The organism is Marivita lacus (assembly GCF_014637725.1).
In the GTDB taxonomy this organism is placed as follows: domain Bacteria; phylum Pseudomonadota; class Alphaproteobacteria; order Rhodobacterales; family Rhodobacteraceae; genus Marivita; species Marivita lacus.
In genome coordinates this window covers 107,199-130,188 of sequence record NZ_BMFC01000009.1, presented here as the reverse complement: position 1 = coordinate 130,188, position 22,990 = coordinate 107,199, and the positions used below count along the sequence as shown (strand labels likewise).

At 58.9% G+C, this 22,990-nt stretch carries 26 protein-coding genes, 1 tRNA gene and 1 riboswitch; of the genes, 16 read left to right on the top strand and 11 right to left on the bottom strand.

Annotated elements, in window-relative coordinates; genetic code table 11:
• Positions 1 to 36: 36 nt before the first annotated feature.
• The 3 genes from IEV82_RS16085 to IEV82_RS16075 form a co-directional block, all read right to left on the bottom strand.
• Positions 37 to 2,838, bottom strand: a complete 2,802-nt coding sequence (locus tag IEV82_RS16085) for a DUF3427 domain-containing protein (protein ID WP_229747865.1) — start codon at positions 2,836 to 2,838, stop codon at positions 37 to 39.
• Between the two features lie 152 nt (positions 2,839 to 2,990).
• Positions 2,991 to 3,284: a hypothetical protein gene (locus tag IEV82_RS16080; protein WP_188483048.1), complete on the bottom strand. Its 294-nt coding sequence runs from the start codon at positions 3,282 to 3,284 to the stop codon at positions 2,991 to 2,993.
• Positions 3,284 to 3,706, bottom strand: coding sequence for a helix-turn-helix domain-containing protein (locus IEV82_RS16075; RefSeq protein WP_188483047.1), 423 nt, complete (start codon positions 3,704 to 3,706; stop codon positions 3,284 to 3,286). The genes IEV82_RS16080 and IEV82_RS16075 overlap by 1 nt, the downstream gene beginning before the upstream one ends.
• Before the next feature lie 141 nt (positions 3,707 to 3,847).
• Between IEV82_RS16075 and IEV82_RS16070 the strand changes: the two genes are divergently transcribed.
• The 9 genes from IEV82_RS16070 (at position 3,848) to IEV82_RS16030 (ending at position 9,866) form a co-directional block, all read left to right on the top strand.
• Complete coding sequence (locus IEV82_RS16070) at positions 3,848 to 4,072, top strand: hypothetical protein (protein WP_024811261.1); 225 nt, start codon at positions 3,848 to 3,850, stop codon at positions 4,070 to 4,072.
• 15 nt (positions 4,073 to 4,087) lie between these two features.
• Complete coding sequence (locus IEV82_RS16065; RefSeq protein ID WP_024811262.1) at positions 4,088 to 4,324, top strand: hypothetical protein; 237 nt, start codon at positions 4,088 to 4,090, stop codon at positions 4,322 to 4,324.
• The gene (locus tag IEV82_RS16060) at positions 4,324 to 4,599 is read left to right on the top strand and encodes a hypothetical protein (RefSeq protein ID WP_188483046.1); all 276 of its coding nucleotides are present in this window, start codon (positions 4,324 to 4,326) and stop codon (positions 4,597 to 4,599) included. Before IEV82_RS16065 ends, IEV82_RS16060 begins: the two co-directional genes overlap by 1 nt.
• Before the next feature lie 36 nt (positions 4,600 to 4,635).
• A complete protein-coding gene (locus tag IEV82_RS16055) occupies positions 4,636 to 5,421 on the top strand; it encodes a tyrosine-type recombinase/integrase (protein WP_188483045.1) in 786 nt (261 codons plus the stop codon).
• Positions 5,422 to 5,778: 357 nt separating this feature from the next.
• Complete coding sequence (locus IEV82_RS16050) at positions 5,779 to 6,978, top strand: tyrosine-type recombinase/integrase (RefSeq protein WP_188483044.1); 1,200 nt, start codon at positions 5,779 to 5,781, stop codon at positions 6,976 to 6,978.
• Positions 6,938 to 7,483: a hypothetical protein gene (locus IEV82_RS16045; RefSeq protein ID WP_188483043.1), complete on the top strand. Its 546-nt coding sequence runs from the start codon at positions 6,938 to 6,940 to the stop codon at positions 7,481 to 7,483. The genes IEV82_RS16050 and IEV82_RS16045 overlap by 41 nt, the downstream gene beginning before the upstream one ends.
• A 95-nt stretch (positions 7,484 to 7,578) precedes the next feature.
• Complete coding sequence (locus tag IEV82_RS16040; RefSeq protein WP_188483042.1) at positions 7,579 to 7,803, top strand: helix-turn-helix transcriptional regulator; 225 nt, start codon at positions 7,579 to 7,581, stop codon at positions 7,801 to 7,803.
• Between the two features lie 84 nt (positions 7,804 to 7,887).
• On the top strand, positions 7,888 to 8,844 hold the full coding sequence (locus IEV82_RS16035; RefSeq protein ID WP_188483041.1) for a DNA-primase RepB domain-containing protein: 957 nt from the start codon (positions 7,888 to 7,890) through the stop codon (positions 8,842 to 8,844).
• A gap of 95 nt (positions 8,845 to 8,939) precedes the next feature.
• Positions 8,940 to 9,866, top strand: a complete 927-nt coding sequence (locus IEV82_RS16030) for an AAA family ATPase (RefSeq protein WP_188483040.1) — start codon at positions 8,940 to 8,942, stop codon at positions 9,864 to 9,866.
• Positions 9,867 to 10,222: 356 nt separating this feature from the next.
• Here the strand turns inward: IEV82_RS16030 and IEV82_RS16025 are convergent, their stop codons facing one another.
• Together IEV82_RS16025 and IEV82_RS16020 are read right to left on the bottom strand one after the other, a co-directional pair.
• Entirely contained in the window at positions 10,223 to 10,453 is a 231-nt protein-coding gene (locus IEV82_RS16025; protein WP_085525672.1) for a hypothetical protein, read from the bottom strand.
• Positions 10,454 to 10,748: 295 nt separating this feature from the next.
• Complete coding sequence (locus IEV82_RS16020; RefSeq protein ID WP_188483039.1) at positions 10,749 to 11,255, bottom strand: GIY-YIG nuclease family protein; 507 nt, start codon at positions 11,253 to 11,255, stop codon at positions 10,749 to 10,751.
• Positions 11,256 to 11,454: 199 nt separating this feature from the next.
• Here IEV82_RS16020 and IEV82_RS16015 point away from each other — a divergent pair, with 199 nt between their 5' ends.
• Both IEV82_RS16015 and IEV82_RS16010 read left to right on the top strand, forming a co-directional pair.
• Positions 11,455 to 11,673 carry a helix-turn-helix domain-containing protein gene (locus IEV82_RS16015; protein ID WP_188483038.1) on the top strand — a complete coding sequence of 73 codons (219 nt, stop codon included), beginning with the start codon at positions 11,455 to 11,457 and terminating at the stop codon, positions 11,671 to 11,673.
• A gap of 65 nt (positions 11,674 to 11,738) precedes the next feature.
• Positions 11,739 to 11,951 (top strand): hypothetical protein, encoded by a 213-nt coding sequence (locus IEV82_RS16010; RefSeq protein WP_188483037.1) that lies wholly within the window; start codon positions 11,739 to 11,741, stop codon positions 11,949 to 11,951.
• A 282-nt stretch (positions 11,952 to 12,233) separates the two neighbouring features.
• On the opposite strand, the gene IEV82_RS16005 is transcribed toward IEV82_RS16010, so the two are convergent.
• The 4 genes from IEV82_RS16005 to IEV82_RS15990 all read right to left on the bottom strand — a co-directional run bounded on the left by IEV82_RS16005 (position 12,234) and on the right by IEV82_RS15990 (position 16,327).
• On the bottom strand, positions 12,234 to 13,577 hold the full coding sequence (locus IEV82_RS16005; protein ID WP_188483036.1) for an AlwI family type II restriction endonuclease: 1,344 nt from the start codon (positions 13,575 to 13,577) through the stop codon (positions 12,234 to 12,236).
• A 2-nt stretch (positions 13,578 to 13,579) separates the two neighbouring features.
• Positions 13,580 to 14,962 carry an AlwI family type II restriction endonuclease gene (locus IEV82_RS16000; protein WP_188483035.1) on the bottom strand — a complete coding sequence of 461 codons (1,383 nt, stop codon included), beginning with the start codon at positions 14,960 to 14,962 and terminating at the stop codon, positions 13,580 to 13,582.
• Between the two features lie 18 nt (positions 14,963 to 14,980).
• Positions 14,981 to 15,946: a DNA-methyltransferase gene (locus IEV82_RS15995; RefSeq protein ID WP_188483034.1), complete on the bottom strand. Its 966-nt coding sequence runs from the start codon at positions 15,944 to 15,946 to the stop codon at positions 14,981 to 14,983.
• A gap of 306 nt (positions 15,947 to 16,252) precedes the next feature.
• Positions 16,253 to 16,327, bottom strand: a tRNA-Phe gene (locus IEV82_RS15990).
• Positions 16,328 to 16,502: 175 nt separating this feature from the next.
• On the opposite strand from IEV82_RS15990, the gene rnhB reads away from it, so the two are divergent.
• From rnhB to IEV82_RS15970, 4 genes are all read left to right on the top strand, one after another.
• The gene (gene rnhB, locus IEV82_RS15985; protein WP_188483033.1) at positions 16,503 to 17,108 is read left to right on the top strand and encodes a ribonuclease HII; all 606 of its coding nucleotides are present in this window, start codon (positions 16,503 to 16,505) and stop codon (positions 17,106 to 17,108) included.
• A 115-nt stretch (positions 17,109 to 17,223) separates the two neighbouring features.
• Positions 17,224 to 18,327, top strand: a complete 1,104-nt coding sequence (locus IEV82_RS15980; RefSeq protein ID WP_188483032.1) for a site-specific DNA-methyltransferase — start codon at positions 17,224 to 17,226, stop codon at positions 18,325 to 18,327.
• Between the two features lie 254 nt (positions 18,328 to 18,581).
• Positions 18,582 to 19,316 carry a fumarylacetoacetate hydrolase family protein gene (locus IEV82_RS15975; protein WP_229747864.1) on the top strand — a complete coding sequence of 245 codons (735 nt, stop codon included), beginning with the start codon at positions 18,582 to 18,584 and terminating at the stop codon, positions 19,314 to 19,316.
• Positions 19,317 to 19,509: 193 nt separating this feature from the next.
• The gene (locus IEV82_RS15970) at positions 19,510 to 20,154 is read left to right on the top strand and encodes a L,D-transpeptidase (protein WP_188483030.1); all 645 of its coding nucleotides are present in this window, start codon (positions 19,510 to 19,512) and stop codon (positions 20,152 to 20,154) included.
• Positions 20,155 to 20,165: 11 nt separating this feature from the next.
• Here the strand turns inward: IEV82_RS15970 and IEV82_RS15965 are convergent, their stop codons facing one another.
• Positions 20,166 to 20,444: a hypothetical protein gene (locus IEV82_RS15965; protein ID WP_188483029.1), complete on the bottom strand. Its 279-nt coding sequence runs from the start codon at positions 20,442 to 20,444 to the stop codon at positions 20,166 to 20,168.
• Between the two features lie 266 nt (positions 20,445 to 20,710).
• Here IEV82_RS15965 and IEV82_RS15960 point away from each other — a divergent pair, with 266 nt between their 5' ends.
• Positions 20,711 to 21,583 (top strand): DMT family transporter, encoded by an 873-nt coding sequence (locus IEV82_RS15960; RefSeq protein ID WP_188483028.1) that lies wholly within the window; start codon positions 20,711 to 20,713, stop codon positions 21,581 to 21,583.
• An 8-nt stretch (positions 21,584 to 21,591) separates the two neighbouring features.
• Here IEV82_RS15960 and aroC read toward each other — a convergent pair whose 3' ends face one another.
• A complete protein-coding gene (aroC, locus tag IEV82_RS15955) occupies positions 21,592 to 22,692 on the bottom strand; it encodes a chorismate synthase (protein ID WP_188483027.1) in 1,101 nt (366 codons plus the stop codon).
• 183 nt (positions 22,693 to 22,875) lie between these two features.
• Positions 22,876 to 22,977: riboswitch (TPP riboswitch) on the top strand.
• The last annotated feature ends 13 nt before the right edge of the window (positions 22,978 to 22,990 follow it).

Genomic DNA, 22,990 nt, shown 5'->3' with positions numbered 1-22,990 from the left:
GTGCCGGCGACGGCTTGCGCTGCTAAACTCTGGCGATCAATCATTATCTGGAATTCCAAGCTCTGCCCAAAGTTCGCGCGGGGCGGGAACCGGTAAATCCCAGGTCACTTCGATCGGTTTCTCCCCTTTCCAGTCGACAAACTTCGGCTCCCCGCAATAGATGAACGGGTTGACCTTTCCGCTCACCTTGTTCCCGCGGCGGATGAACAGGTGCACTTCGTGGCCTTCCTCGCCGCTGATGATCCGGCCATGTTTGTCGCTCTGTCTTGTCCGGTTCTGGCTGAACCATTTCAGCCGTGACGCGCTAAGGAATGCATTTTCGTAGGTCAGGTCCTGGGTCGAGACATTGGCGAGAAGGATCATGATCTTCTTTTCGGACAGCGCCTTCATCCCGGTGCGCCAGACGTTTTGCTTGTACTCTTCCCCAAAGAACTCAGCGATGTCCGGCACATAGTAGCGCTGCCAAAGCGCCAGCTCTTTCGGTTTGCCGACATATGTTGGAGACGCCGGGGCAGAGGCCCCTTGCCGTATTGGCGTTTCCGCCAAGCGCCATTCGACCAACTCGCGCACAAGCGACTCCAGCGCGCCGGAGGCGTCAGGTCGCACCAGCCGAAAACCGTCGCTGCCCTGCGCAAGGTGCGGGTTGAAGGCGAGCTCTGACGCGCCATCGCTCGGCTGCCGTCCGGCTACGACGTCGCGCAATCCGGTCAAGGCGGATCGGGACAGACCCTTGGGACGCTCCATCTCGCGGAGCAGCCGGCCGTGAGTGGCGAAAGGACGTTCGGGCAAGGCATCGCCCATGTCGCGCACGAAATCGAACCAGCCGCCATGGCCGGAAGCGCGGGGATCGAAGCCGTTGCGGAAGACTTCGACAGCCGTGGGGCGGGTGCCGTTCCGGTCCCGGAAGTCGACATAAAAGGCTTCGAGTTCTGCCGCGCCCTCCTTCGGGCGAAGGAGATTGCGCAGGATGTCGATGACCTGCAGCTCATAAGTGATCTCGCAGCCTTTCGGTATCTGGAACTCACCGGCCTGAAGCGCCTCTAACTTGGTCGAGATCGAGCGATCCCCCGCGCCAGCCTGCAACAGGGTGGCGACCTTCGTCAGGAAGCTGCGATGGTTGCCGATATAGTCGATCACCTGCAGCACCTTGCCTTCGACGCGGCGCAGACCGCGGCCAAGCTGCTGCAGCCAGATGATCGCGCTTTCGGTAGGGCGCAGCATCAGCACGGTCCCGATCTCGGGCACGTCGACGCCTTCGTTGAACATGTCGACCGCGAACAGGATATCGATCTCGCCCCTACCTAGCGCAGCCAGGGAGCTTGCTCGCGGGGCGGAGCTTTGGCCCGAGTGGACGGCCACAGCCACCAGCCTGGCGGCGCGGAAATAATCCGCCATGTAGTCGGCATGGCGCATCGAGCAGCAAAAGCCGATCGCCGGCCCACTTGCGCGCTTGCGATATTGTTCCAGCGCATTCAGCGCCCGCGCCTCGGTCGCCAAGGCGGCGTCGAGAGCGGTTGGGTCGAATTGGCCAGATCGCCAGGGGATCTGCGCGTAGTCGACATCGTCGGGCACACCGAAATAATGAAACGGTGACAGATGCCCCGCATCGATCCCGCGAAACAGGTCGCATTGGTAAACCAGGTTTTCGCCGCATAGCCCCAGCAAGTCAGCCCCATCCGTCCGGTCGGGCGTCGCGGTCAGACCCAGCAGGAACCGGGGCGTGAAATGGGAGATCAGCTTCTGGTAGGTGCTGGCGGCGGCGTGGTGGAATTCATCAACAACGATGTAGTCGAAATGGTCGCGGTCGAATTGGCGCAGATGACCGATACGGCCCAACGTCTGGACCGAGGCAAAGAGGATTTCCGCATCGGCCTCTTTCTCGGTACCGGTGTACCGGCCCAGCTTGGCATCTGGTCTTACCTTGCGAAAGGCCGCCATAGCCTGGGTCAGGATTTCGTCGCGATGGGCCACGAAAAGGATGCGGCCCGCCTTGGCGCGGATCGTGTCGAAGGCGGCCAACCAAGTTTTTCCAAGGCCCGTCGCCAGCACGACTAAACCGGCGCGGTGGCCGTTCGATCGGCTCAGCGATAGGGCCTCCAGCGCCTCTTGCTGAATGGAGTGCGGCTCTGGCGGTGGCCCTTCCTCTGCCACCACGCGGGCGGTGAACTCGGGCATCGGCCGCGTTCTGCGGCGTTTGGCATAAGCATCGATCCAGGCGGCGGTGAGGGGTTTTACCTCTGGGCGTTCCACCAGCTCTTCGAAAGCTGCGGCGACGCTGTCAGCTGCATCTTCGGAATGCAGGTTCCACTCTACGCCTTCGGTCAGCGCCGACTGCGATAGGTTCGAGCTGCCGACAATCGCCGCCCCCCGCGCATCCGCGGCGCGGAACAGCCAGGCTTTAGGGTGGAAACTGAGACCGCCTGTTTCGAACACGAACAGTTCGGCCTCTTCTAGGTCCAAAAGGCGGGCCAAGGCGGTTGGGTCGGTCGTGTCAAGGTAATCGCCGACCACTATCCTCAGCCGACCACCCCGCGCCAGCAACTCGCGGAACCAAGGCTCGAGCAGTGCCACACCGCTGTCCATAGCAAAGGCAATGGCGAGGTCTACGGACTGCGCCGTGTCCAGTCGTTCGGCGAGCAAGGGCAAAAGCGGGTCGCGCCCCCCAGTTGTCAGACGCGATCCGGACGCTTCCCTCAGGTGGAAATGGTCATAGGCTGACGAAGCGACAAAGCCAGAGGTTCCGCGCCCGAGTGCTGCGCCCACCTCGGCCAGCATCGCCATCTGTTCAGGCCCGTTCAGTTCATCCCATTTCGCCACATGACGCGGCGCCGGGATCAACCCCGCCTCTCGGCGCAAACAGATCGGGCAAGACAGGCGCGGGTCAGACACAGAAATCCTTGGGATACAAAGCTACAGAAGCATTGGACGGCATTGAACGACACTTGTCCAGGCACTTGGTTTGGTTGAAGAAATGGGTTGGTGCATCCGGATCAGCCAGAGATCCGCGCCAACCGCCCCCGCAGATACCGCTCTACCCCGACCGCCAACACAAAGGCCGGAGCGACCAGCACCAGCACAGACGCAGACATCGCTGCCACGGCCACCATAGCCCCGGCAGCAGCCCCAAGCACCATCACCACCGCCCAGCTCGCCAGATAGGCCACCCCGCACAGCCCCACCACGCGGATCACCGGATGGGTATAGCGCGCCATATCCCGCTGCATCCGCTCCATCGTCGCCAGCTCTTGCCGCTTCCACGCGTCGCTCTTCTCGATCTTCATCATCACTCTCTCAACAATTCGATCCATGTGTGGACATCATCCATGGGAATTTCCTTCCCCTCCAGGAACGACCGGTACCAGCGCGCGACGATCGCACCGCGTTTCTCGCTTTTCAGTCGGATGCCGGTCGCGCCGAGGTGGCGGTCCAGCGCCGTCTCGAACCCTTCCAGCGCCGCCAGATCATGGCCCGGACGCACGGCCTCCACCCCCAGCAGGATCCAGTTGAGGTCCACGCCGAACTGGCGGTGCATGTCGACCAATGCCTCGACCGGCATCGAGCGTTTTCCGGTCTCGTAGCTCTGATAGGCGCGCTGCGACATGCCAAGCGCCTCGGCCATCCGGGCCTGCGACAGGCCAAGCTCGTTGCGTGCAATCGCCATGCGCGCGCCGAGGCCGCCGAGGTAGGTTTCCGGACGATTCACCATTCTTGCCATCAATCAGCTTGCTATGACGCATGAACGCATATAAGCGTACGTTTGTGCGTTAACGCCAGCGTTCCACCATCGAACCACGGCCCGGCACCGCATTCAATGCGCTTTCGTCCATTTGCAGGAAAGGAGAGGGGTTTGTCACAGGAAAAGCTGCTGTCGCCCAAGGAACTTGGTGCCCTTGTGGGGCTCAGCACGGCGCAGATTCGTGCCTTGATGAACGACGGGCGGCTCGAATTCGTCGAGATCACACCCAAGACCCGCCTCCTGACCATGACGGGTTGGGAGCGGTTCCAGAAGCGCGCCACCAAGCTGCGCGGGGACGAGAGGGAGAGGGATGGTTCGGTGTCGAGTGTGAATTGATCAGGGGGAGAGCCGATGGGCACGACCAATCTCAACATCAGCGTGATCGACAAGCGCATGCTGAAGCAATCCGAGGCAGCCAGCTACACCGGTCTCGCCATAAAGCATTTCAAGGCAAGCTGCCCGGTGCGGCCTGTCGAGCTGGCGCGCGGCACGCTGCTGTGGGACCGGCGCGACATCGATCGCTGGATCGACACGATGAAGGCCGACCATGTCGAGATGACGCGCGACGACATCCTGGACCGGCTCTGATGACCCATGTGCGCGTCAAGGGATTCAAGATATTCAAGGATCGCCACGGCCGGATGCGCTGCTACCACCGCGCGACGGGCCACAAGATCGATCTGACCGAGGCACCGCTGGGGTCGGCCGAATTTCTGGCGCAATGCGAGACGATCCGGGCCATCGCCGTGGCGCAGAAGGAAAAGGGCCCTCGTGCGGGTACTTTGGGCGGGCTGATCAAGGGCTATTTCGAGACCGGGCATTTCGCCAACCTCGCCGAGGCCACGCGCCGCGATTACCGCTAATGCGCGGATTTCCTGGCCCCAATCCGCGACACGCCAGTGCATGTGATCGACACGCCGCTGATCGCAGGCATCCACGACAAGGCCGCGAAAAAGATCGGCTGGCGGCGGGCCAACATGGTGCGCACCCTGCTGAGCGAGGTGTTCCGCCATGCCATCCCCCAAGGTCTGATCGCGGCGAATTACGCCAAGGACGTGATCCCCAAGCGCCGCCCGCGCGACCGGGCTTATGCCAACCGGCCCTGGACCATCGAGGAGCGCGACATCGTCCTGTCCCGCGCCAAGCCGCATGTGCGGGTGGCGCTGGCGCTGATGATGAATACCGGGCTCGACCCGTCGGACGCGTTGAAGCTGCGCAAGGACCAGATTGACGGTGACACGATCTGGGGCGTGCGCGGCAAGACCGGCGAAGAGGTGGCGATTCCTGTCAGCCCGACCTTGCAGGCGGCCCTCGACAGCATCCCCGGGCATGAGGCAGCCACGGTGCTGGCCAGTTCGCAGGGCGGGCCTTGGACCTACAACGGCTTTTCGACCGTCTGGCACCGTTTCAAGACCGGGTTGGAAGAGGAAGGGCTGATCGCGCCCGGCCTCACGCTCAAGGGCCTGCGCCATACTGTTGCGACGACGCTGCGCGAGGCGGGGCTGGATGAGCGGCGCATCGCGGACCTCTTGGGGCAGAAAACACCGTCCATGGCGCGGCACTATTCACGGTCCGCGAACCTTGCCGACAAGAACCGCGAGACGATGGCGACGCTGGAAAAAGAGAACGCAAGACGTGCGAAGATTGTCAAACCTTCCGCCGAAAAGCGTCAAACCCGACCCTGACGAGGACCAGACATGAGCACAAAACCCAACCATTTCAGCTTTTCAAGTGGTGCCCGGGGGCGGAATCGAACCACCGACACGAGGATTTTCAATTGGCCTGTTGATCCGCGCGCGCTGTCTCAGGATCGCTCAACCCGTAACGTAGTCGATTGAAAACCTTAACCTTTGCGCTTGGCAGATCGTTTCGACCCGTCTCACGCCGGAGCGTTCAAGCACACCGCTTCTGCTACCCCAGTGATACCCGAGGACGCCGAAGACCACACGGGTATCACGGTCCAGCGCAGACCGATCCAAAACCCTGCAAACCCTCTAGGGTTGTCCCTGACGCGGTTCATCCGCCCATCTTATCATGGGCTTATGAAACGCAAGCTCACCACCAAGTTCATCGAAGGCCAGAGGCCCAACCCGTCAAAACGTCTCGATTTCCGCGACGAGTTGATGCCGGGTCTGGTCCTGCGCATCAGCGCGTCCGGCACCAAGACATTCTGCCTGCACAAGCGCATCAACGGCAAGATGCGCCGCCTGACCATCGGGAGGTTCGGCGTCGTGTCGCTGGCCGAGGCGCGCGAACGGGTGCGACAGGTTCTCTACGAAATCGAGACGGGCCGGTTCGAGGATCGGACGGGCGTCGAAGTCGAGACCAAGCCAACGCTGGGTGACGTGATCCCCGATTACATCGAGAAGCACGCCAAGGTTCACAATCGCGACTGGAAGCGCAAGGAAGCCCTGCTGGCGAAGTTCACCACCCTGCATGGCAAACGGATCGACGAGATCAAGCGCGCCGATGTCGTGAAAGCCTGCGACGTGATCCACAAATCCGCGCCGGTCAGCGCGAACCGCGCGCTGGCCCACCTCAAGCACCTCATGGGCTGGTGTGTCGAGCGCGGCATGATCGACGCCTCCCCTATCGCCGGGATGAAACCTTTGTCCAAGGAACGGTCGCGCGAGCGCGTGTTGACAGACGACGAGCTGGGCGCGCTGTGGACGGCCTGTGACGCCGAAGGCTATCCTTTCGGGGATTGCATGAAGCTGCTGATGCTCAGCGGCCAGAGACGCGCCGAGGTCGCCGAGATGCGCTGGTCGGAACTCGACCTCGAAAAACGCCTGTGGACCCTGCCTTCGCAGCGCGCCAAGAACGGCAGGCAGCACACCGTGCCGATCACCGACGCGATGCTGGACGTGCTGCGCAGGGTTCCGAGGTTCCTCGGGTCTGACTACGTGTTCACGACCACCGGCAAATCGCCCGTGTCGGGGTTCGGTCGACTGAAAGACCGGCTCGACAAGGCGCTGCCCGAAGGCACGGACCCGTGGATCATCCACGACCTGCGCCGCACGATGTCCACCAACATGGCGATGCTGGGCGTCCCTCAGCCCGTCACCGAGGCGCTGTTGAACCACAAAACGGGTGTGGTCTCGGGCGTGGCCGCTATCTACAATGTCTATTCATACGCGGACGAGAAGCGCGAAGCCCTCGGCGCATGGTCGCAACACGTGATGAAACTGGTCAGGTCAAGCAATGACGCCACCGAAACCGAAATTGCGCAAGCGTCATGTTGACCTACTGCTTCTCAGTATCATTCGCGCCTACGAACATCCCGATAGGAAAAGCGAGGCCGAACGTCTGGCAATCGTGCGCGAGGCCCTATTCGGCGAAAAGCGTGGGCGTGGTCGAACGGCTGCATTCGATGATCTGGCGCTATTCAAGGTCATTGACGAGGTGCGCAAGCGCGAACTTGATGGTCTTCGACGCGCCATCGCGAAGAAGGACGAAAAGCTTCAAACGCCCGAATGGGAAACTGAAATCGCGCGTGACCCCATGAAGGTTCGCGAGGCCGCGCGGCGTTTCGCAGAACTGGCCGGAAAGAGCGACAACGTGAGCGATGACGCTGTTGAGCATCGCCTGCGCAGAAAAGCCGGTGCCCAGTTGACCACAGGGGAAATGGCCGAGATCGAGTCTCTGTTCGATCCCGACGCGCCCCATACCCGAACGATGATTGCCGTTCTCGAATTGCTCGAAAACCTCGGCGTTCAGTCTGATGCGATCTGGGACGAAAACACCTGATTTGTGTCCCGCGCATCGGCGCATCGCCCCTGCTAATCTTCGACTGCATGCACCCTTTGGGGTCGACCCCTTCATCTAACCGATGGAGGACCATCATGAATATAACCGACGGTCGTAAGACCTTGGCCACGCGCGCTGACCTCAAGCGACTTGGCATCAACGTGAGCAACACGACCCTGCTGCGCTGGGAGGCCCGTGGGCGCTTCCCTCGGCGTATCAGGATGGCCGGGACCAGCGTCGCGTGGTTCCTGTCCGAGATCGAGGACTGGCTCGCTGAACGCGCCGCCGAGCGCGCCCGCACATACTACGCCGAATACTGACCGGCGATCCCCCAAAAACCCACCACTGACGTGCAACGCGCTTTGGCGCGCGCCTCATGGTGTGCCTTCTCGAAAGACAAGACAATGGAAAAGCACAAGAAAAAGACTGAATACCCTGCCCTGATGGCCGAAGGCGCAACAGAACGCGCCGTTCTGCAAGGCCAATACGATTTCCTCTGCGATCTGTGGTACGACCCGGCGTTTCTCGCACCCGATGCTTTCGGAAACCTGTGTTTCCGCCGAAGGGGCACCACGAAGATGATCGACAAATTCGTTCCCTTACGAGGAAAAATCAGGATCGACCGCCTTCTCCGTCGCTATGATCGCCATCGTTTCGATCAGTACTTCAGCCCTAATGTCTATGCGCGCCCGAGCCGGAAGGTCAGTTGCGTCCAGATCACGCGGCTGGGCTGGTGCGACGTGGACGATGCCGACCCGTTCGCCTTCGATCCGAAGCCGTCCGTGGTTTGGGAAACCTCGCCGGGACGCACGCAGGCACTGTGGTTTTGGGATAGGCCACACACGCCCGTGCAGGCGTCGGCCTTCTCGAAGGCGCTCACGTATCGTCATGGCGGCGACAAGGGCGGAAGCGCGCCGAACAAGCTGCTTCGGTTGCCGGGGTCGTTCAACCACAAGCCCGACTACGACAGACCGTTCATTCCACTGGTGCATTTCGATCCAAGCCCGATCACGGCCCGCCCCAAGCTGCTGACGGATCGATACGGCGTCGGCGCGGCGGAACCCGAGTCGCTGGACATGAACCCCCATGCGCATGACCCGCTCGCTGTCCTGAGGAAATACCGTTCGAAGCTCACGGCCTCGACGCGGTCACTGATCCGGCACAACCGCGTGATGGCACCAAACCGTTCCAGCCGGATCTTCGCGATGGTCGCTGGCCTGCACGAGGCCGAGGCGTCGCTCGACGAGATCGCCAGCGTGATCTGGTCCAGCCCATATTTCCGCGACAAGTACGGCGAAGACCAGAACGCGCTGGAAACGGAGGTATCGCGCATCATCGCGCGAGTGGGAGGGGCGCAATGACCAAGCGGCATTTCCCGAAAGGCAATAGACGCCAAAACCCGAAGACCACACCGCGCCCACCGAAACGGAACAATCGCACCGCGAAGTTCGCACCAATGTCCGCGACGGGTGAAGCGATTACGACAATTACGGCCAACGCCCTTCAATCCAAGGAGTTCCCACCCCTTCGATATGCCGTGGACGGCTATCTTGCCGAGGGCGTGACCCTGCTGGCTGGCAAGCCGAAGATCGGAAAGTCGTGGATGGCGCTTGACTTCGCAATGGCCGTCGCCACCGGGGACTTGGCGCTGGGAAGCGTCAGATGTCGCCAAGGCGCGGTCCTGTATTGCGCGCTGGAGGACAACCATCGCCGTTTGAAAAGGCGCATGAGCCAACTCTACGGCGATGTCGAGCACTGGCCACCAGGCCTGCACTTCGCCACGCAGGTCAGGCGTTTGGGCGACGGGCTGGTTGACGACTTGCGCGACTGGATCGAGGCACACCGCCCGAAACTCGTCATCATCGACACCTTCGCTGGCGTTCGCCCGCAGTCGCGGCGCGAGGGCTACGACGCCGATTATGCGGCCCTGTCACCCTTGCAGGAAATGGCCGGTCAGATGGGCGTGGCGATCCTCGTAATCCATCATCTTCGGAAAATGTTGGGTGATGACCCGTTCGACATGATTTCCGGCACAACCGGGCTAACGGGCGCGGTCGATACCGCCTTCGTTTTGCATCGTGGCAAGCAGGGGGTCACGCTCTACGGTCGAGGCCGGGAAATCGAAGAGATGGAACAAGCTGTCGAGTTCGTCGGCGGCATGTGGAAGGTGCTGGGTGATGCTGCCGAGGTTCGGCGGTCGGAAGAACGCAGCGCAATCCTCGAAGTTCTGGAAGCGGCTGACGAGCCGATGGGGCCGAAGGAAATCGCCGACGCCTTGGGCTGGAAGACGGACAACGTCAAGCAACTGCTGTTCAAGATGCACAAGGACGGTGAACTCAAGAAACAGGGGCGCGGTCGGTATTGCGTCGCTGACGAAACATGACGAACACGGTAACCTCGGTAACCTGATAACCAACGGCCATGCCCAAGGTTATCGCGTTACCGAAGTTATCGATGGTTGCCGGTTTCACGGCTAGGGGCCGAAAATCTTGGCAGTACGCATGACCCCTTGTCCGCCAACGGGGCGCGCGCCGATAAAAAAACGCCTCCCCCCATCCCCCCTGTGGTCGCCCTTCGACAGCGCGGCGCGGACCGCCTCGGAGCGACCCGTTGATCATGAATCAGTCTGTCGGACGCCAGCCGGACCCGAATTGCCGAGTCTTTTCATACGGTCCGCATCCACTCTGAGTTTCGACATCGCGCGCCGGGTTCCACTCGGGTGGCAAACTGCTCGGGCGGTCACTCTTGCACCCACCCTTTGCGATGGTAATGCCGCAGCACGATGGCGCGGTTGAATAGGGGGAAGCCGATCCACAGGCCATTCAAGGTGAAGAACGACAAGATCGCCCATAGGAACATGCCCTTGAACAGGTAGTAGAACGGGCCGAACAGCAGGCACCACAACCGGTGCCAGTTTCCCAAGATGATTTTCGTCTGGCCATTGAAGGCCCATGTCGCGCGTATCGTCATGTCGATTTCCTCGCTGGCTGGTTTCGATGCGATTGCAATAAGATCGAGGACCGTCGCCCGTCAGGGTAATTCCCGCGCCGTCGAGGGTGACCATATGCGCAGCCATGCCGATGCACCGTGTCCGTGCAGATACCATGCGCCGCCAGCATGATCGGCGTGAGCGCCGCACACAGCGCGCCAGCCGGGATTGCGACGGGATCACCACGTCCGAGGCGCCCCCCGGCGCTCCTGGCTCAATACAACGCCGCCGCGCGCGCGTTTGGCTCTCGGTCCTCGGGGTTTGTTGCAGGTCATGTCAGCTTCGCCCAAGCGCGCGGCGCAGGTCGCTCAGCGTCGATCTGAACGGATGCGCTGACATGCTCAGGTTGAGCGGCAAGGGTGGGCCGTTCCTGATCAGCGTTTCCTCAAGGGACCACGGTTCGTCATGCTGCACGACCGAGATCGCCGCGTGCTTGGCGATCCATTCTGACAGCCTGTCCTCGTAGTGGCGGTCCATGCGAACTCGGTTTCGCTTGTCGCGCCAGAATGCCAGTTCAAGCTCCTGTTCGAGAAGGGCCGCAAGGGAATGCCTCAAGGTCGAGGAGCGCACGGTCCCGCGTAGATGGTTTCTCCAAAGTCGGCTTTTCACAGGCGTTGGCCCACCTCGGCGCACTGACCGGTCTTTCGGGGGGGCAATGCCAATGTAGAGCAGGTGTTTCCCGTCACGCTCGATGCATCCCTCCCTCGGCACCAGAGGCAGGCGGTTGTCGAACCACCAGCCATAGACGCCGTGCGTGACCGCGTGCCGGTCGATGAAATCCAAGACATGATCGGGCAGCAGAAGGGCCTCGGGCGACAGGACGGCCCTCGCCTCCTCAGATAGACTATGAGTCAACCACGAGGGCGCACGTCCCCCTGCCTCTTCCTGCATTCCTGAATGTCGCCAGTGACTTCGGGCCTTCCGTGAGCCTAAGTCGAATATGACTTATAGTCTATGGTCGAAGACATGACCGCCATGCGCCATGCCGCGCATGTCAATTCAATCGCGCGTTTCGAGAAATATCCAGAGGATCAGGAGGGAGAAGGGCCTTTCGCAAGAAGAGGTCGCCCATCGCGCGGACATTCACCAGACCTACCTGAGCGGCGTCGAAACCGGGAAGCGCAACCCGTCGATCTTGGTGGTCGAGCGCATCGCCAAGGCCCTCGGCGTGGACGTCTCGGAAATCTTCAAGCCGAACTAGGGTTATCCCTGACACGCTCTGACCTTGCGTCTTATCGACCTGCATCAGCAACTTAGGAGATCGACATGACCGATATCGTAACGCTCAAGGCCATCTGCGACGAACTCAAGATCGACCCGCGCGAGGCCCGCGAACGGCTGCGCGCCGCCGCAAGCGCCGCCAAGGCGAACCCCGAACTGGCGAAGGCACGTAAGCCACGCACCCCGTGGCAGTGGGTGAAGGGGTCGAAGGCGCTTGAAGAAGCAAAGCGCGCACTGAGGCCGACAAAAGCCCAGTAGACGCGGTAACAGCTCCGGCCGAAAAACTGATCAGGGGCGTACAAGGCGCCCTTGTTTTTTATTCACGAACCCGGACACTGCCATCCACCCAACAAGTACTTTCAACTGTTCAATGCTTGAACGAAAAATTCAGTAAACACAGGGTTTCACTCTGTCCCGCCGGATATATCCGACGGTGGATTCTCCAAAAAGGTGAGGCCCCACGTAGACAAAGAAGTAAATCTTTTCCAGAAATCTCAAAAGAAATACATGGTAAGAAGCTCAAATCGCAAGGAAAAGAGATCAAAGTAAACTCTCTGAACCAATCTTAACCCAACGTTCCTTCCCATCACTGTCTTCAAGTTCAAACACAAGCGCCTTTAGTCGGTTTTCGGCAGAAATCCGACTCGCAAGCACAAGTCTTTGGTCTACCTCTCTCGCAACAATAAATCCGCGAACGATTTGGCCGATCTCTGCTTCGTTCATCATGCTGCCCATATACCGGGCTATTTGACCGAACACCTTGTCAGAAGCGCGGCCCTTTTTCAGTTCAATGACAACCAAATCCCCATTCGCTGCCACCCCCAACAGGTCCAATGGACCCGTCGCAGTCTGGTACTGCCTCGATTTGAATACCAGACCTGGCTCAATTAACTCCATATTCCTTGCCAAAAACTGCTCAAGGTCCCTCTCAAGAAACTGTTCTTTCTCAAAGTCTTCAACACTTTGTCCAGCCCGAAACTCATCGGGAAGCTTCTTGAATGCTCGAACAGCATTTTCCACATCAGAAACATCCACATAGTGCTCAAGTTCTTCCAGCGGCGTCTTCGTTTCTGGTTCGCTGGCGATAAACTCAACGTAGTCTTTTTCTGTTTCAAAATGATACAGGGGGGCACGTTGCTTGAATAGTTCGAGCCTGCGTTCGAGCGACGCTACGTTCGCATGCCTGACGGAAAGAGTCTGACCGCCCTTGCTTATAGCGAGATCACAGTTGTGGAATGCAAACGCATATGATCTATTTCTTTCAATTGTTTGAAGAACTGTACCAGACAATCGATTTCTTATCGTTTTTCTCTCATTTTCTTTGAGACCCCTCCACTCTGCGATACGTTCAACAGACTTCTCCACATCCTCTGGCTTCATTGATCTTGCAACGAACAATGCGTATTCTTCTGCGCTGATCTCAAGCATGCCTCGCAAAAGAACTTCGACCAAAAATGGATGGGGATGAAGCGCAATGCCGTGTGTGACATCGCTGTCATTGACTGGTGTCGGCAATTGATATCGCCAAATAGAACGATCCAAAACTCTACTCGGTCCGCTATCTTCATCCAAGAACTGCTTTCCAATGTTCGTAATTCTAATTGGCTGGTCGCTTTCTACAATGCAAAGCCCCATAACCTCAAATACTCGCTTGATCATTCGTGGCAGAGCGGCCCCAGCAGAAGAGAGTCCCTCGCTTCGCAGTTCTCGCAGAATCTCTCCATGAAGATCAGGGCGCCAAATCATACCCTCAAAAAGATCGAAAACCCGGAATTTTTCCCTGAATTGATCCGTGTCTACCGTCGAACCCTTAGGAAAAAACCAATAAACTTCGCTGCTAGAATACTCTTCGACAAATGCATCCCAAAATCCGCCTGCCGCCATGACTACACCGATCTTGCGCCCAGCTTCAGCTCAAACTCGATAAGATGAACCTTTGTATCATGGGCATCCCTTGCCGCTTTCAGTTTTTCGTCAATTGATCGCGCTACAATCACGCCATGGACGTCTTGTCCAGGTGAAGCAAGGTTTCGTCGTATCCAACCCATGTAACGTGAGCACTGGCCAAAGACCTTATCCGCTGACCGGCCTTTTTTTAACTCCAAAACAACGTAGTCTCCTGTCTTCCGATCTTTTGCTAGAAGATCAATTGGACCAACAGGAGTGCTGTATTGTCTTCCAACAAGTTCAAGGTTGCTTTTGACGCGATCTCCGACAGCATTCAGGTTATGCTCCAAATAATCTTCAAGAGCTTTCTCTGAAACGATCATGTCCTCAAATTCATCAAAATCAGCCTTGCTCTTCGATTGCTTTTTCTTTGTGGCTTTAGCTTGTTCGATCTTGCCTCGCTTTACATAGTACTCAAGGGCACTAGACTGATTGGGCATCTCAGCAGTTCCGCCGTAAAATGCGATCCAGTCTTCTTCATTATCGAACTGAATGTATTCCCCGGATGCGTTGTATGAGTTCAGGAGCCTCCTGGCATTCAAGTGCTGACCCGAAGAAAGCACAATTTTTCCATCATCGCCGATCTCAAATAGCTCGGATAAAGAAAAGAATTTCAATGCATACGAACGATTTAGCCGGATGGTGTTAAGCATACTTGTCCGGCGCACACCTGCCAATTTATAGCGCTCGCATTGGTCAATTATCGCCTTCTGCTGGCCTTCGCCGAGTTGCCGAAAGCGGTGAATGCGATCAACTACTGCCTCGAAATCGCCATATTTTTTTGCCCGTGATAGAAACAGCACATATTCAATTGGTGAAATGAATCTATCATCGGTATTACGAAGGGCTTCGACAATGAACGGCACCGGATGAACATTAACGGCATGGTGGACTGACGCGTTGACGCTTGGGTTGGTGAACTGATATCGGAAGACTTGCCGGGACAACACTTTCTCAGGCTCAGAAGAGTTCAGAAATTCATTTCCAACATCGGTGAGTTCGATCAAATCAGAAGGTTGAACCCAAGCGAGTCCAAGCATTGCAAATACTTGCTTAAGCATTCGCGCCAGGGGAGCACCCCCACCGTCCCATTCGGCGCGTGCTGATGATATACCTTGATTGTTCAACGCCTCAACAAAATCATGCTGGACGTCGCGCCATGGATTTGTGTTCTCGAACTGTTTCAGAACTCTTAGGCGATGCTTGATAGCATCAACGCTGACGGCCAGCCCTTTAGGCACATACCAGTAATGCTGCTCTTTACCGTATTCGTTGACGAACTTCCGCCACTCTTTAGGGACGGCAACCTTCCCCTTCGCCATCCGTAAACTCCAGTTTGTCTAGAACAGATTAAGCTGATCCGTTTCTTTTATCGGCACAGTGCGACCGTATGTCTTGCGCTTATGCTTGGCTTCGGCTTGTTTTCCCTTACTCCCAGCATCCGACTGCGCAATTTCCAAAAGCTCCTCTTTTCCGGGGTATTTGGCGCGACCGACGAGGAGAAGGGGGTCAAAAGGTGGGGCGTTTGCGATCTTTTGCTCAGCAAGCGCAATATACTTTTCGTTGATGTCGATCCCAATGAACCGTCGACCCATGGACTTTGCAACAGCACAAGTAGTTCCTGTTCCAACGAACGGATCCAAAACTATTTCTCCGTCGAAGTTGCCCACTGCACCGTAGGTATATAGTCTGACCAAGCGTGCAGGGAGCTTCGAAGGGAAAGGGGCCGGATGGTCGCCATCGCGCTTTACATCTTCAGGATACATGAACCAAACCTGCTGTGCGAGATCGATCCATTCAGTACGCGTCAACCTATTGGCTTCTTTAACCTCAGGTTCGAATTTTGGCGGCTTGCCGGGCTTCACGTAGACATTGATGAACTCAACAGTATTATTCTCGATAATGTTTCCGGGATATGGGTAGCTCCCAAACATCATCTTTGATGTTTGTTTTTGCCAAACAAATAGGCTGTACCGCTCTAGGTCGGTACGTTCCAAAATCATGTGTTCCAAGTCGAATGCAATATTTTTCAAGTGCCGCGTATGTTGTTCAATCACCGCCTTTGGAACTGGCATGATTGGGGCATTGATGCAGAGTTTTCCGTTAGGCCGTAGTACTCGGGCACACTGTGCCCAAACGCGCATCATCTCCTCTAGGTACTCGTCATAGCTTGCCCAAGACGCCCTACCTTGGTCATATTCGACAGCGTCCCAGTATGGAGGCGATGTTACAATTAGGTCGACGCTACCGTCAGGCAGCTCCTTCATGATTTCTGCAGAGTTTCCAACCAGTAAGCTGTCGATCATTCTCAATCCTTTGGCGCCATTTGCTCTTAGGGACGACTCGCGGCTGCCTTCTTCATTGACGCTACAAGATATGGTGTGTGCGAGCAACGTCGCACCCTATCTAAGTGATACTCCATTGCCTACCGCCAGCAAGCTAGCCAACTGGGGGTCAAAACAACCTCTGCTGATCTGGGGGGTGCATCCTTACCGTTAGACAACTGGTCGCAACCTAGCTGTTTTTTGCTACCCGAATGATACCCAAGGCGCAGTCGACGCAGCTAGCGAGTCTTCGGCGCTTGATTAAGATATTGTTTTAATTTGTTTTTGTGGTGCCCGGGGGCGGAATCGAACCACCGACACGAGGATTTTCAATCCACTGCTCTACCCCTGAGCTACCCGGGCACGGGAGAACGATATACGTTCGGGTGGCGGCGTTCTAGGTCACGGTTTGGGGCGTGTCCAGTGGGTATTCCACCTAAATCGCAAAAACACATACGCGGCGCCAAACCGGGCGATGGATGATACGAAAACGCCCGCCGTGCCTTGCCTTTGCGGGCGGGTTGGTCAAGTTGGGGGCATGGGACCAAGCTTTGATGTTGAAGACGGTTTGCGGATGCGGGGCGTCATGCGGATCGCCGGTGTGGACGAGGCGGGCAGGGGGCCTTTGGCCGGGCCGGTTGTTGCGGCTGCGGTGATCCTTGATCCCGCAAGGGTGCCCATCGGCCTCAATGATTCCAAGATGTTGACGGCCAAGAAACGGAACGCGCTACTGGACCTCATTCTGGCGCAGGCCGAGGTGGGCGTCGGGCTGGCCAGTGTCGAAGAAATCGACGAGATCAACATCCTGCGCGCCAGTCATCTCGCCATGTGCCGGGCGGTCGCGGCACTAAGCGCATCCCCCGATCACGTGCTGATCGATGGCAATCTTGTCCCGCGTGATCTGACCCTGTCGGCGACGCCAATCGTGAAGGGAGACAGCCTGTCGCTGAGCATCGCCGCGGCGTCAATCATGGCGAAAACACGGCGTGACGCGATCATGTGGGATTTGGCGCAACAGTTTCCCGGCTACGGCTGGGAGCGAAATCAGGGATACCCCACGAAATGTCACAAAGAAGCCCTTCGAAATCTTGGTGCAACCCCACACCATAGACGTTCGTTTCGGCCGGTGCACAATATCTTGTGACAAGTCAATTTCATAACCAATTGATTCAAAAAAGAAATTGACCGCGAATCGCCTTTGACTCATCTTTCTGGGCAACCACAGAGCGCAACAACTGCGCCGGGATGATAGGCAGAGAATGACAAAGATGACCAAGCCGAACAGCGCGGATGCGTTGCCGATCAACACGATCCTTGCAGGTGACTGCATCGAGATCATGAATGGATTGCCCGCCGCGTCGGTCGATCTGATCTTTGCGGATCCGCCCTACAACCTGCAGCTCAAGGGTGATCTGCATCGCCCCGACAACTCCCTCGTCGATGCGGTGGATGACGATTGGGACCAGTTTTCCAGCTTCAAGGTTTATGATGAGTTCACGCGCGCCTGGCTCAAGGCGGCGCGCAGGCTGCTCAAACCCGATGGGGCCATTTGGGTCATCGGCTCATATCACAACATCTTCCGCGTCGGGTCCGCCCTGCAAGACGAAGGCTACTGGATCCTGAACGACGTGGTCTGGCGCAAGTCCAACCCGATGCCGAACTTCCGGGGCAAGCGGTTCACCAATGCGCATGAGACCATGATCTGGGCGTCGAAATCGGAAGGCGCGAAATACACCTTCAACTACGAAGCGCTCAAATCGCTCAACGAAGGCATTCAGATGCGGTCCGATTGGGTTTTGCCGATCTGCAACGGCGGTGAGCGGCTCAAGGATGCGGCGGGCGACAAGGCGCATCCGACGCAGAAACCGCAGGCGCTTTTGCACCGTGTGCTGGTCGGTTCGACCAAGCCGGGTGACATCGTGCTTGACCCGTTTTTCGGTACGGGCACAACCGGTGCTGTGGCCAAGATGCTCGGGCGTGACTGGATCGGCATCGAACGCGAGGCGAAATACCGCGAGGTCGCACAGCAACGCATCGCCTCGGTGCGCCGTCTGGACAAGGCCGCGCTCGAAACCTCGATCAGCAAGCGCGCCGAACCTCGGGTGCCCTTCGGCCAACTGGTCGAGCGCGGCATGTTGCGGCCCGGAGAAGAGCTTCTGAGCATGAACGGACGCCACAAGGCCAAGGTTCGCGCAGATGGCACTTTGATCGGCAATGACATCAAGGGCTCGATCCATCAGGTCGGTGCCCATCTCGAAGGCGCACCAAGCTGCAATGGCTGGACCTATTGGTGCTTCAAGCGCGATGGCAAGACGGTCCCGATCGACGTGCTGCGGCAGCAGATCCGCGCGGAAATGATCTGACATTTACCGAACACCGCCGGTGCCTGCGGCCATGATCCGCGCGGCACTACACCTTGCCCCGTCGTTCTTCGGCGGGGTTTTTTCAAAATCGGAGCCGTGACGGGCTTATGGCTGCGGATGTCGAATTCCGTGGAACCTCCTGAAAGGCGACTTATAAGACCGTGAACCTGCGGTTTTCCGAGACCGCACAGACCATGCCAGCGGGAGGACAGATCATGAAATGGGCCAGGGGAGCCGTCGCCGGAAGCGACGCAATGACAGGGGTCATTGAAGACGGGATGTTTCATCCGCGCGCGGGTCTCGGATCGGACATTGCAGCGGGCGACCCCGTACCGGTATCAGATGTAACGCTGCTGCCTCCGGTGGTTCCGGGCAAATTCATCGGGCTCTGGAACAATTTCAAGGCGGCTGCCGAAAAGGGCGGGCACGAACATCCGACACACCCGCTGTGGTTCTTCAAGGCCGACACGTCTCTGTCCGGTCCGGGGGCAGAGGTGGAACTGCCGGACTCCGCCGGTCGCGTGATTTTCGAGGGTGAGCTGGGCATCGTCATCGGACAAACCTGCAAGACTGTGTCGCCCGAAGAGGCACAGCAGGCCATCTTCGGCTACACCTGCATCAATGACATGACCTCTCTCGATATCCTCAACGCCGATCCGTCCTTTCCGCAATGGACCCGCTCCAAGAGCTTTGATGGTTTCGGGGTTGTCGGTCCGGTGATCGAAACCGATCTGGAGTGGCAAGACGTGACCGTCACTGTTCTGGTCAATGGCCGCGAACGCCAATCCTATCCGGCGTCCGACATGATCCTGCCGCCTGCGCACATCGTCAGCCTGTTGTCGCAGGACATGACCCTCAATCCCGGTGATCTGATCGCCTGCGGCACATCGCTGGGCGCGCGCCCGGTGAAGGCCGGGATGGAGGTCGAAGTGGTGATCGAAGGCATAGGCGGTCTGAGTGTGATGCTGGTTGCCCCTTCAGAGGCATGACCATTGATTGTGGCCTGTCCGCTGCGATAACCCGAGACGCGAGCGACTGTGTTGCACAACCGCACAAATGTCTGTGCAAGCGTCAATTTTCATTTGAAACCGGGATGAATTTGGCGGTTTCAATACATACCTGAAATCTTGCATATTGTGGGCCCTGCATCTTTGCAGACCCAACACGTTTGAAAGGCTGCCCATGTTCACCAGACGCCAGATGATCGTCACTCTCACCACCCTGGCCGCGCCCGCCCTTGTCGGACCGGCGTTTGCCGCCCCAAGAGACTGGGATGGATGGGACACGCAGATCACGCCTGCGAATTTCGATCTGGGCACTACCAATCCATGGGATCTGCACCCGCGATACCTGCCTCAGCGCGTTCAGGCCAATCCTGGGCTGACGCCGGGTGACATCCATGTCGATGCGGTGGCCCGCTATCTCTACCACATTGAGGCCGGCGGGACCGCGATGCGGTACGGCGTGGCCATCGGGCGTGACGGGCTGTACGAGCCGGGGGTGTACACGATCCGGCGCAAGGCAAAATGGCCGAATTGGACACCGACCCCCGCGATGATCGAACGCGAACCGGAGGTCTACGAGCGCTGGGCCGAGGGGATGCCTCCCGGACCTGACAACGCGTTGGGATCGCGGGCGCTTTATCTCTATGTCGGCAACCGCGACACGTATCTCCGCATCCACGGTACACCGGCACCGCGCTCCATCGGAACGCGCGCAAGCTCGGGCTGCGTGCGCATGGTCATGGCGCACATCAATGCGCTCTACGATCAGGTCGACACCGGGGTCACCGCCTATCTCTACCCGACAGACGGTGGCCCTCTCTGACGCAGTAGGGGTCAGCCCGCCGGACGCACACAGATCGGATTGCCGTTGCTGGTCCGCAAGGGCAGTTCGGTCGTCTCGACCGGGCCGCGATGGGTGTACCAGTAACACCCATCGTCTTCCCGCACCCGTGCCGTTGTGAGGTCTTGATGGGACGCCGCAATGGACGACACCGCCTCGGGCACTGTGACACGGCCCGCACCGCCCGGTCCACCTGAGGTAGGCACCGGTTCGCAGGCCGCAAGGATCAGCAATGTCAGGGGGGCCGCGAGGAAAGCCTTGGCTCTGGTCATGTCGCACTCATTCATTTGTGGTCGGTCATCTGTGACCGTTACACCAGTCTGGTAGCGCCGCAAGCCTGTGCGCATGCAAGCATTTCCATTCATGGCAAGGATGCCGCAACTTTGTTGCGCATCTCTCGAAACAGGGGCGGGCACCTTCGACGCGCCTAGGTGTATTGCATTGCAGACATTGCAGTTTCCGCCGCGCGATGTGTAGATGTGCCACGGTACCGCCCCTGACTGCGTCCGCAGCACAAAATCCCCGACCGGAGGACCTCTTGGACATACGCGCAATCCTGATGGGGCTGGCTTTTGCCGTCATGTGGTCTTCAGCCTTTACATCCGCCCGCATCATTGTTGCCGATGCGCCTCCTTTGATGGCGCTTGCGCTTCGGTTTGCCATTTCGGGGGCACTGGCGGTCCTGATCGCCCTCTGGATGGGCCAAAGCTGGCGGCTGACGCCACTGCAATGGCGCGCGACGATCATTTTCGGCATTTGCCAGAACGCGCTTTATCTCGGGCTGAATTTTGTCGCCATGCAAAGGATCGAGGCATCCTTGGCAGCCATCATCGCCTCGTCCATGCCGCTGCTCGTGGGGGTTGCGGGTTGGCTTTTCGCCGGACAGCGCATGTCGCCCATCGGTGTCGTCGGTCTGATCGCGGGCTTCTGCGGGGTGGTGATCATCATGGGCGCGCGCCTTGGTGCAGGGGCGGATTTGTACGGCGTCGGCCTGTGCCTGATCGGTGTGCTGTCCCTGACGGTCGCCACGCTGGCGCTGCGCAATGCAAGCTCAGGCGGCAATTTCATGATGATCGTTGGGCTGCAAATGCTGATCGGCAGTGCGGTGCTCTGGCCCGCGGGCCTGCTGCTCGAAACGGTCGAAGTCACGCTGTCCACAAAGCTGGTTCTGGCGTTCGTCTATACCACGCTGGTGCCTGGGCTGGCCGCCACGCTGGTCTGGTTCTGGCTGGTCAACCGCATCGGCGCGGTCAAGGCCGCGACCTTCCACTTCCTCAACCCGTTTCTGGGAGTCGCCATCGCCGCGCTGGTCCTGTCCGAAACCCTCGGAGCGACCGACATCATCGGTGTTGTCATCATCACCTTCGGCATCCTTGCGGTGCAATTGTCGCGGCAGACCGTGAAAGCCTGACCCGCAGGCTACCCGATCTTGCCCCGGTTCTCGCCCACCTGGCCCCGGTGCAGCAGCATGTGGTCAAGGATCACGCACGCCATCATTGCCTCTCCGACCGGCACCGCACGGATGCCCACGCACGGGTCGTGTCGACCCTTTGTGATGATCTCTGTTTCTTCCCCGGACTTGGTGATCGTCCGTCGAGTCGAGAGGATCGAGGAGGTCGGTTTGACGGCGAACCGCACGACGATGTCCTGCCCGGTCGAGATCCCGCCCAGAACGCCGCCCGCATGGTTTGAGCTGTATTCCGGCCCGTTCGGACCCATGAAGATCTCGTCGGCGTTCAACGTGCCGGTCAACATGGCCGAGGACATGCCCTCACCGATCTCCACACCCTTGACCGCGTTGATGCTCATCATCGCGGCGGCAAGATCGGTGTCCAGCTTGCCGTAAACGGGCGCACCCAGACCCGCAGGCACGCCGCGCGCCACAACCTCGATGATCGCGCCGACGCTTTCGCCCGACTTGCGCAGCCCGTCGAGATAGTCGGCCCAATCCGTCGCCGCCTGCGCGTCCGGCACCCAGAACGGGTTGTTCTCGATCTCGTCCCAGTCGAACCTGTCCCGGTCGATCTTGTGCGGACCCATCTGTGTCATGTAGCCGGTGATCTGCACACCGGGCAGCAACGCCCGGATCGCCTCGCGCGCGAGACCACCCGCCGCCACGCGCGACGCCGTTTCCCGCGCCGAGGACCGCCCGCCGCCGCGATAGTCGCGGATGCCGTATTTCTGCCAATAGGTTATATCGGCATGACCGGGGCGGAATTTCTCCATGATGTCCGAGTAATCCTTGGACCTCTGGTCAGTGTTCTCGATCATCAACTGCACCGGGGTGCCCGTGGTCTGGCCTTCGAAGACACCCGACAGGATCTTCACCTCGTCAGCTTCACGACGCTGGGTCGTGTACTTGTTCTGCCCCGGTTTGCGCCGGTCGAGCCAGTGCTGGATCATGCCTTCGTCGATCGGAACGCCCGGTGGGCAGCCATCGACGGTCACCCCCAAGGCAGGCCCGTGGCTTTCGCCCCAAGTGGTCACGCGGAAAAGATGTCCGAAAGTGTTCAGGCTCATGGCGGTCTCCTTGGCTCAGACGTGTCCTAGGACAGGGCGGGTCTGGTCTCAAGGTGTTTCGAATGGGCTGCGCCCATCCGATCCGTGGGGGGCTCTGCCCCCCAAACCCCCCGGAGGTATTTGGAACAAGAAGAAGCGGGCAGAGGTTTCGGCTTGAAGTGTCCTGCGCGCAAGGCTACCTCTGCGCGTACCTCGGGGTGCCAGGCAACTGGCTGAGATGCGTGATGCGAACCCGTTGAACCTGAACCGGTTAACACCGGCGGAGGGAAGGTCTGGATACGCTCCTGCTTTGCCCTCT

What these genes read in the sequence shown, in the direction of transcription:
- IEV82_RS16080 (WP_188483048.1), bottom strand. Translation starts at nt 3,284, where the DNA reads ATGATGAAGATCGAGAAGAGCGACGCGTGGAAGCGGCAAGAGCTGGCG.
- IEV82_RS16075 (WP_188483047.1), bottom strand. Translation starts at nt 3,706, where the DNA reads ATGGTGAATCGTCCGGAAACCTACCTCGGCGGCCTCGGCGCGCGCATG.
- IEV82_RS16065 (WP_024811262.1), top strand. Translation starts at nt 4,088, where the DNA reads ATGGGCACGACCAATCTCAACATCAGCGTGATCGACAAGCGCATGCTG.
- IEV82_RS16060 (WP_188483046.1), top strand. Translation starts at nt 4,324, where the DNA reads ATGACCCATGTGCGCGTCAAGGGATTCAAGATATTCAAGGATCGCCAC.
- IEV82_RS16050 (WP_188483044.1), top strand. Translation starts at nt 5,779, where the DNA reads ATGAAACGCAAGCTCACCACCAAGTTCATCGAAGGCCAGAGGCCCAAC.
- IEV82_RS16045 (WP_188483043.1), top strand. Translation starts at nt 6,938, where the DNA reads ATGACGCCACCGAAACCGAAATTGCGCAAGCGTCATGTTGACCTACTG.
- IEV82_RS16040 (WP_188483042.1), top strand. Translation starts at nt 7,579, where the DNA reads ATGAATATAACCGACGGTCGTAAGACCTTGGCCACGCGCGCTGACCTC.
- IEV82_RS16035 (WP_188483041.1), top strand. Translation starts at nt 7,888, where the DNA reads ATGGAAAAGCACAAGAAAAAGACTGAATACCCTGCCCTGATGGCCGAA.
- IEV82_RS16030 (WP_188483040.1), top strand. Translation starts at nt 8,940, where the DNA reads ATGTCCGCGACGGGTGAAGCGATTACGACAATTACGGCCAACGCCCTT.
- IEV82_RS16025 (WP_085525672.1), bottom strand. Translation starts at nt 10,453, where the DNA reads ATGACGATACGCGCGACATGGGCCTTCAATGGCCAGACGAAAATCATC.
- IEV82_RS16015 (WP_188483038.1), top strand. Translation starts at nt 11,455, where the DNA reads ATGCCGCGCATGTCAATTCAATCGCGCGTTTCGAGAAATATCCAGAGG.
- IEV82_RS16010 (WP_188483037.1), top strand. Translation starts at nt 11,739, where the DNA reads ATGACCGATATCGTAACGCTCAAGGCCATCTGCGACGAACTCAAGATC.
- IEV82_RS16005 (WP_188483036.1), bottom strand. Translation starts at nt 13,577, where the DNA reads ATGGCGGCAGGCGGATTTTGGGATGCATTTGTCGAAGAGTATTCTAGC.
- IEV82_RS16000 (WP_188483035.1), bottom strand. Translation starts at nt 14,962, where the DNA reads ATGGCGAAGGGGAAGGTTGCCGTCCCTAAAGAGTGGCGGAAGTTCGTC.
- IEV82_RS15995 (WP_188483034.1), bottom strand. Translation starts at nt 15,946, where the DNA reads ATGATCGACAGCTTACTGGTTGGAAACTCTGCAGAAATCATGAAGGAG.
- rnhB (WP_188483033.1), top strand. Translation starts at nt 16,503, where the DNA reads ATGGGACCAAGCTTTGATGTTGAAGACGGTTTGCGGATGCGGGGCGTC.
- IEV82_RS15980 (WP_188483032.1), top strand. Translation starts at nt 17,224, where the DNA reads ATGACAAAGATGACCAAGCCGAACAGCGCGGATGCGTTGCCGATCAAC.
- IEV82_RS15975 (WP_229747864.1), top strand. Translation starts at nt 18,582, where the DNA reads ATGACAGGGGTCATTGAAGACGGGATGTTTCATCCGCGCGCGGGTCTC.
- IEV82_RS15970 (WP_188483030.1), top strand. Translation starts at nt 19,510, where the DNA reads ATGTTCACCAGACGCCAGATGATCGTCACTCTCACCACCCTGGCCGCG.
- IEV82_RS15965 (WP_188483029.1), bottom strand. Translation starts at nt 20,444, where the DNA reads ATGACCAGAGCCAAGGCTTTCCTCGCGGCCCCCCTGACATTGCTGATC.
- aroC (WP_188483027.1), bottom strand. Translation starts at nt 22,692, where the DNA reads ATGAGCCTGAACACTTTCGGACATCTTTTCCGCGTGACCACTTGGGGC.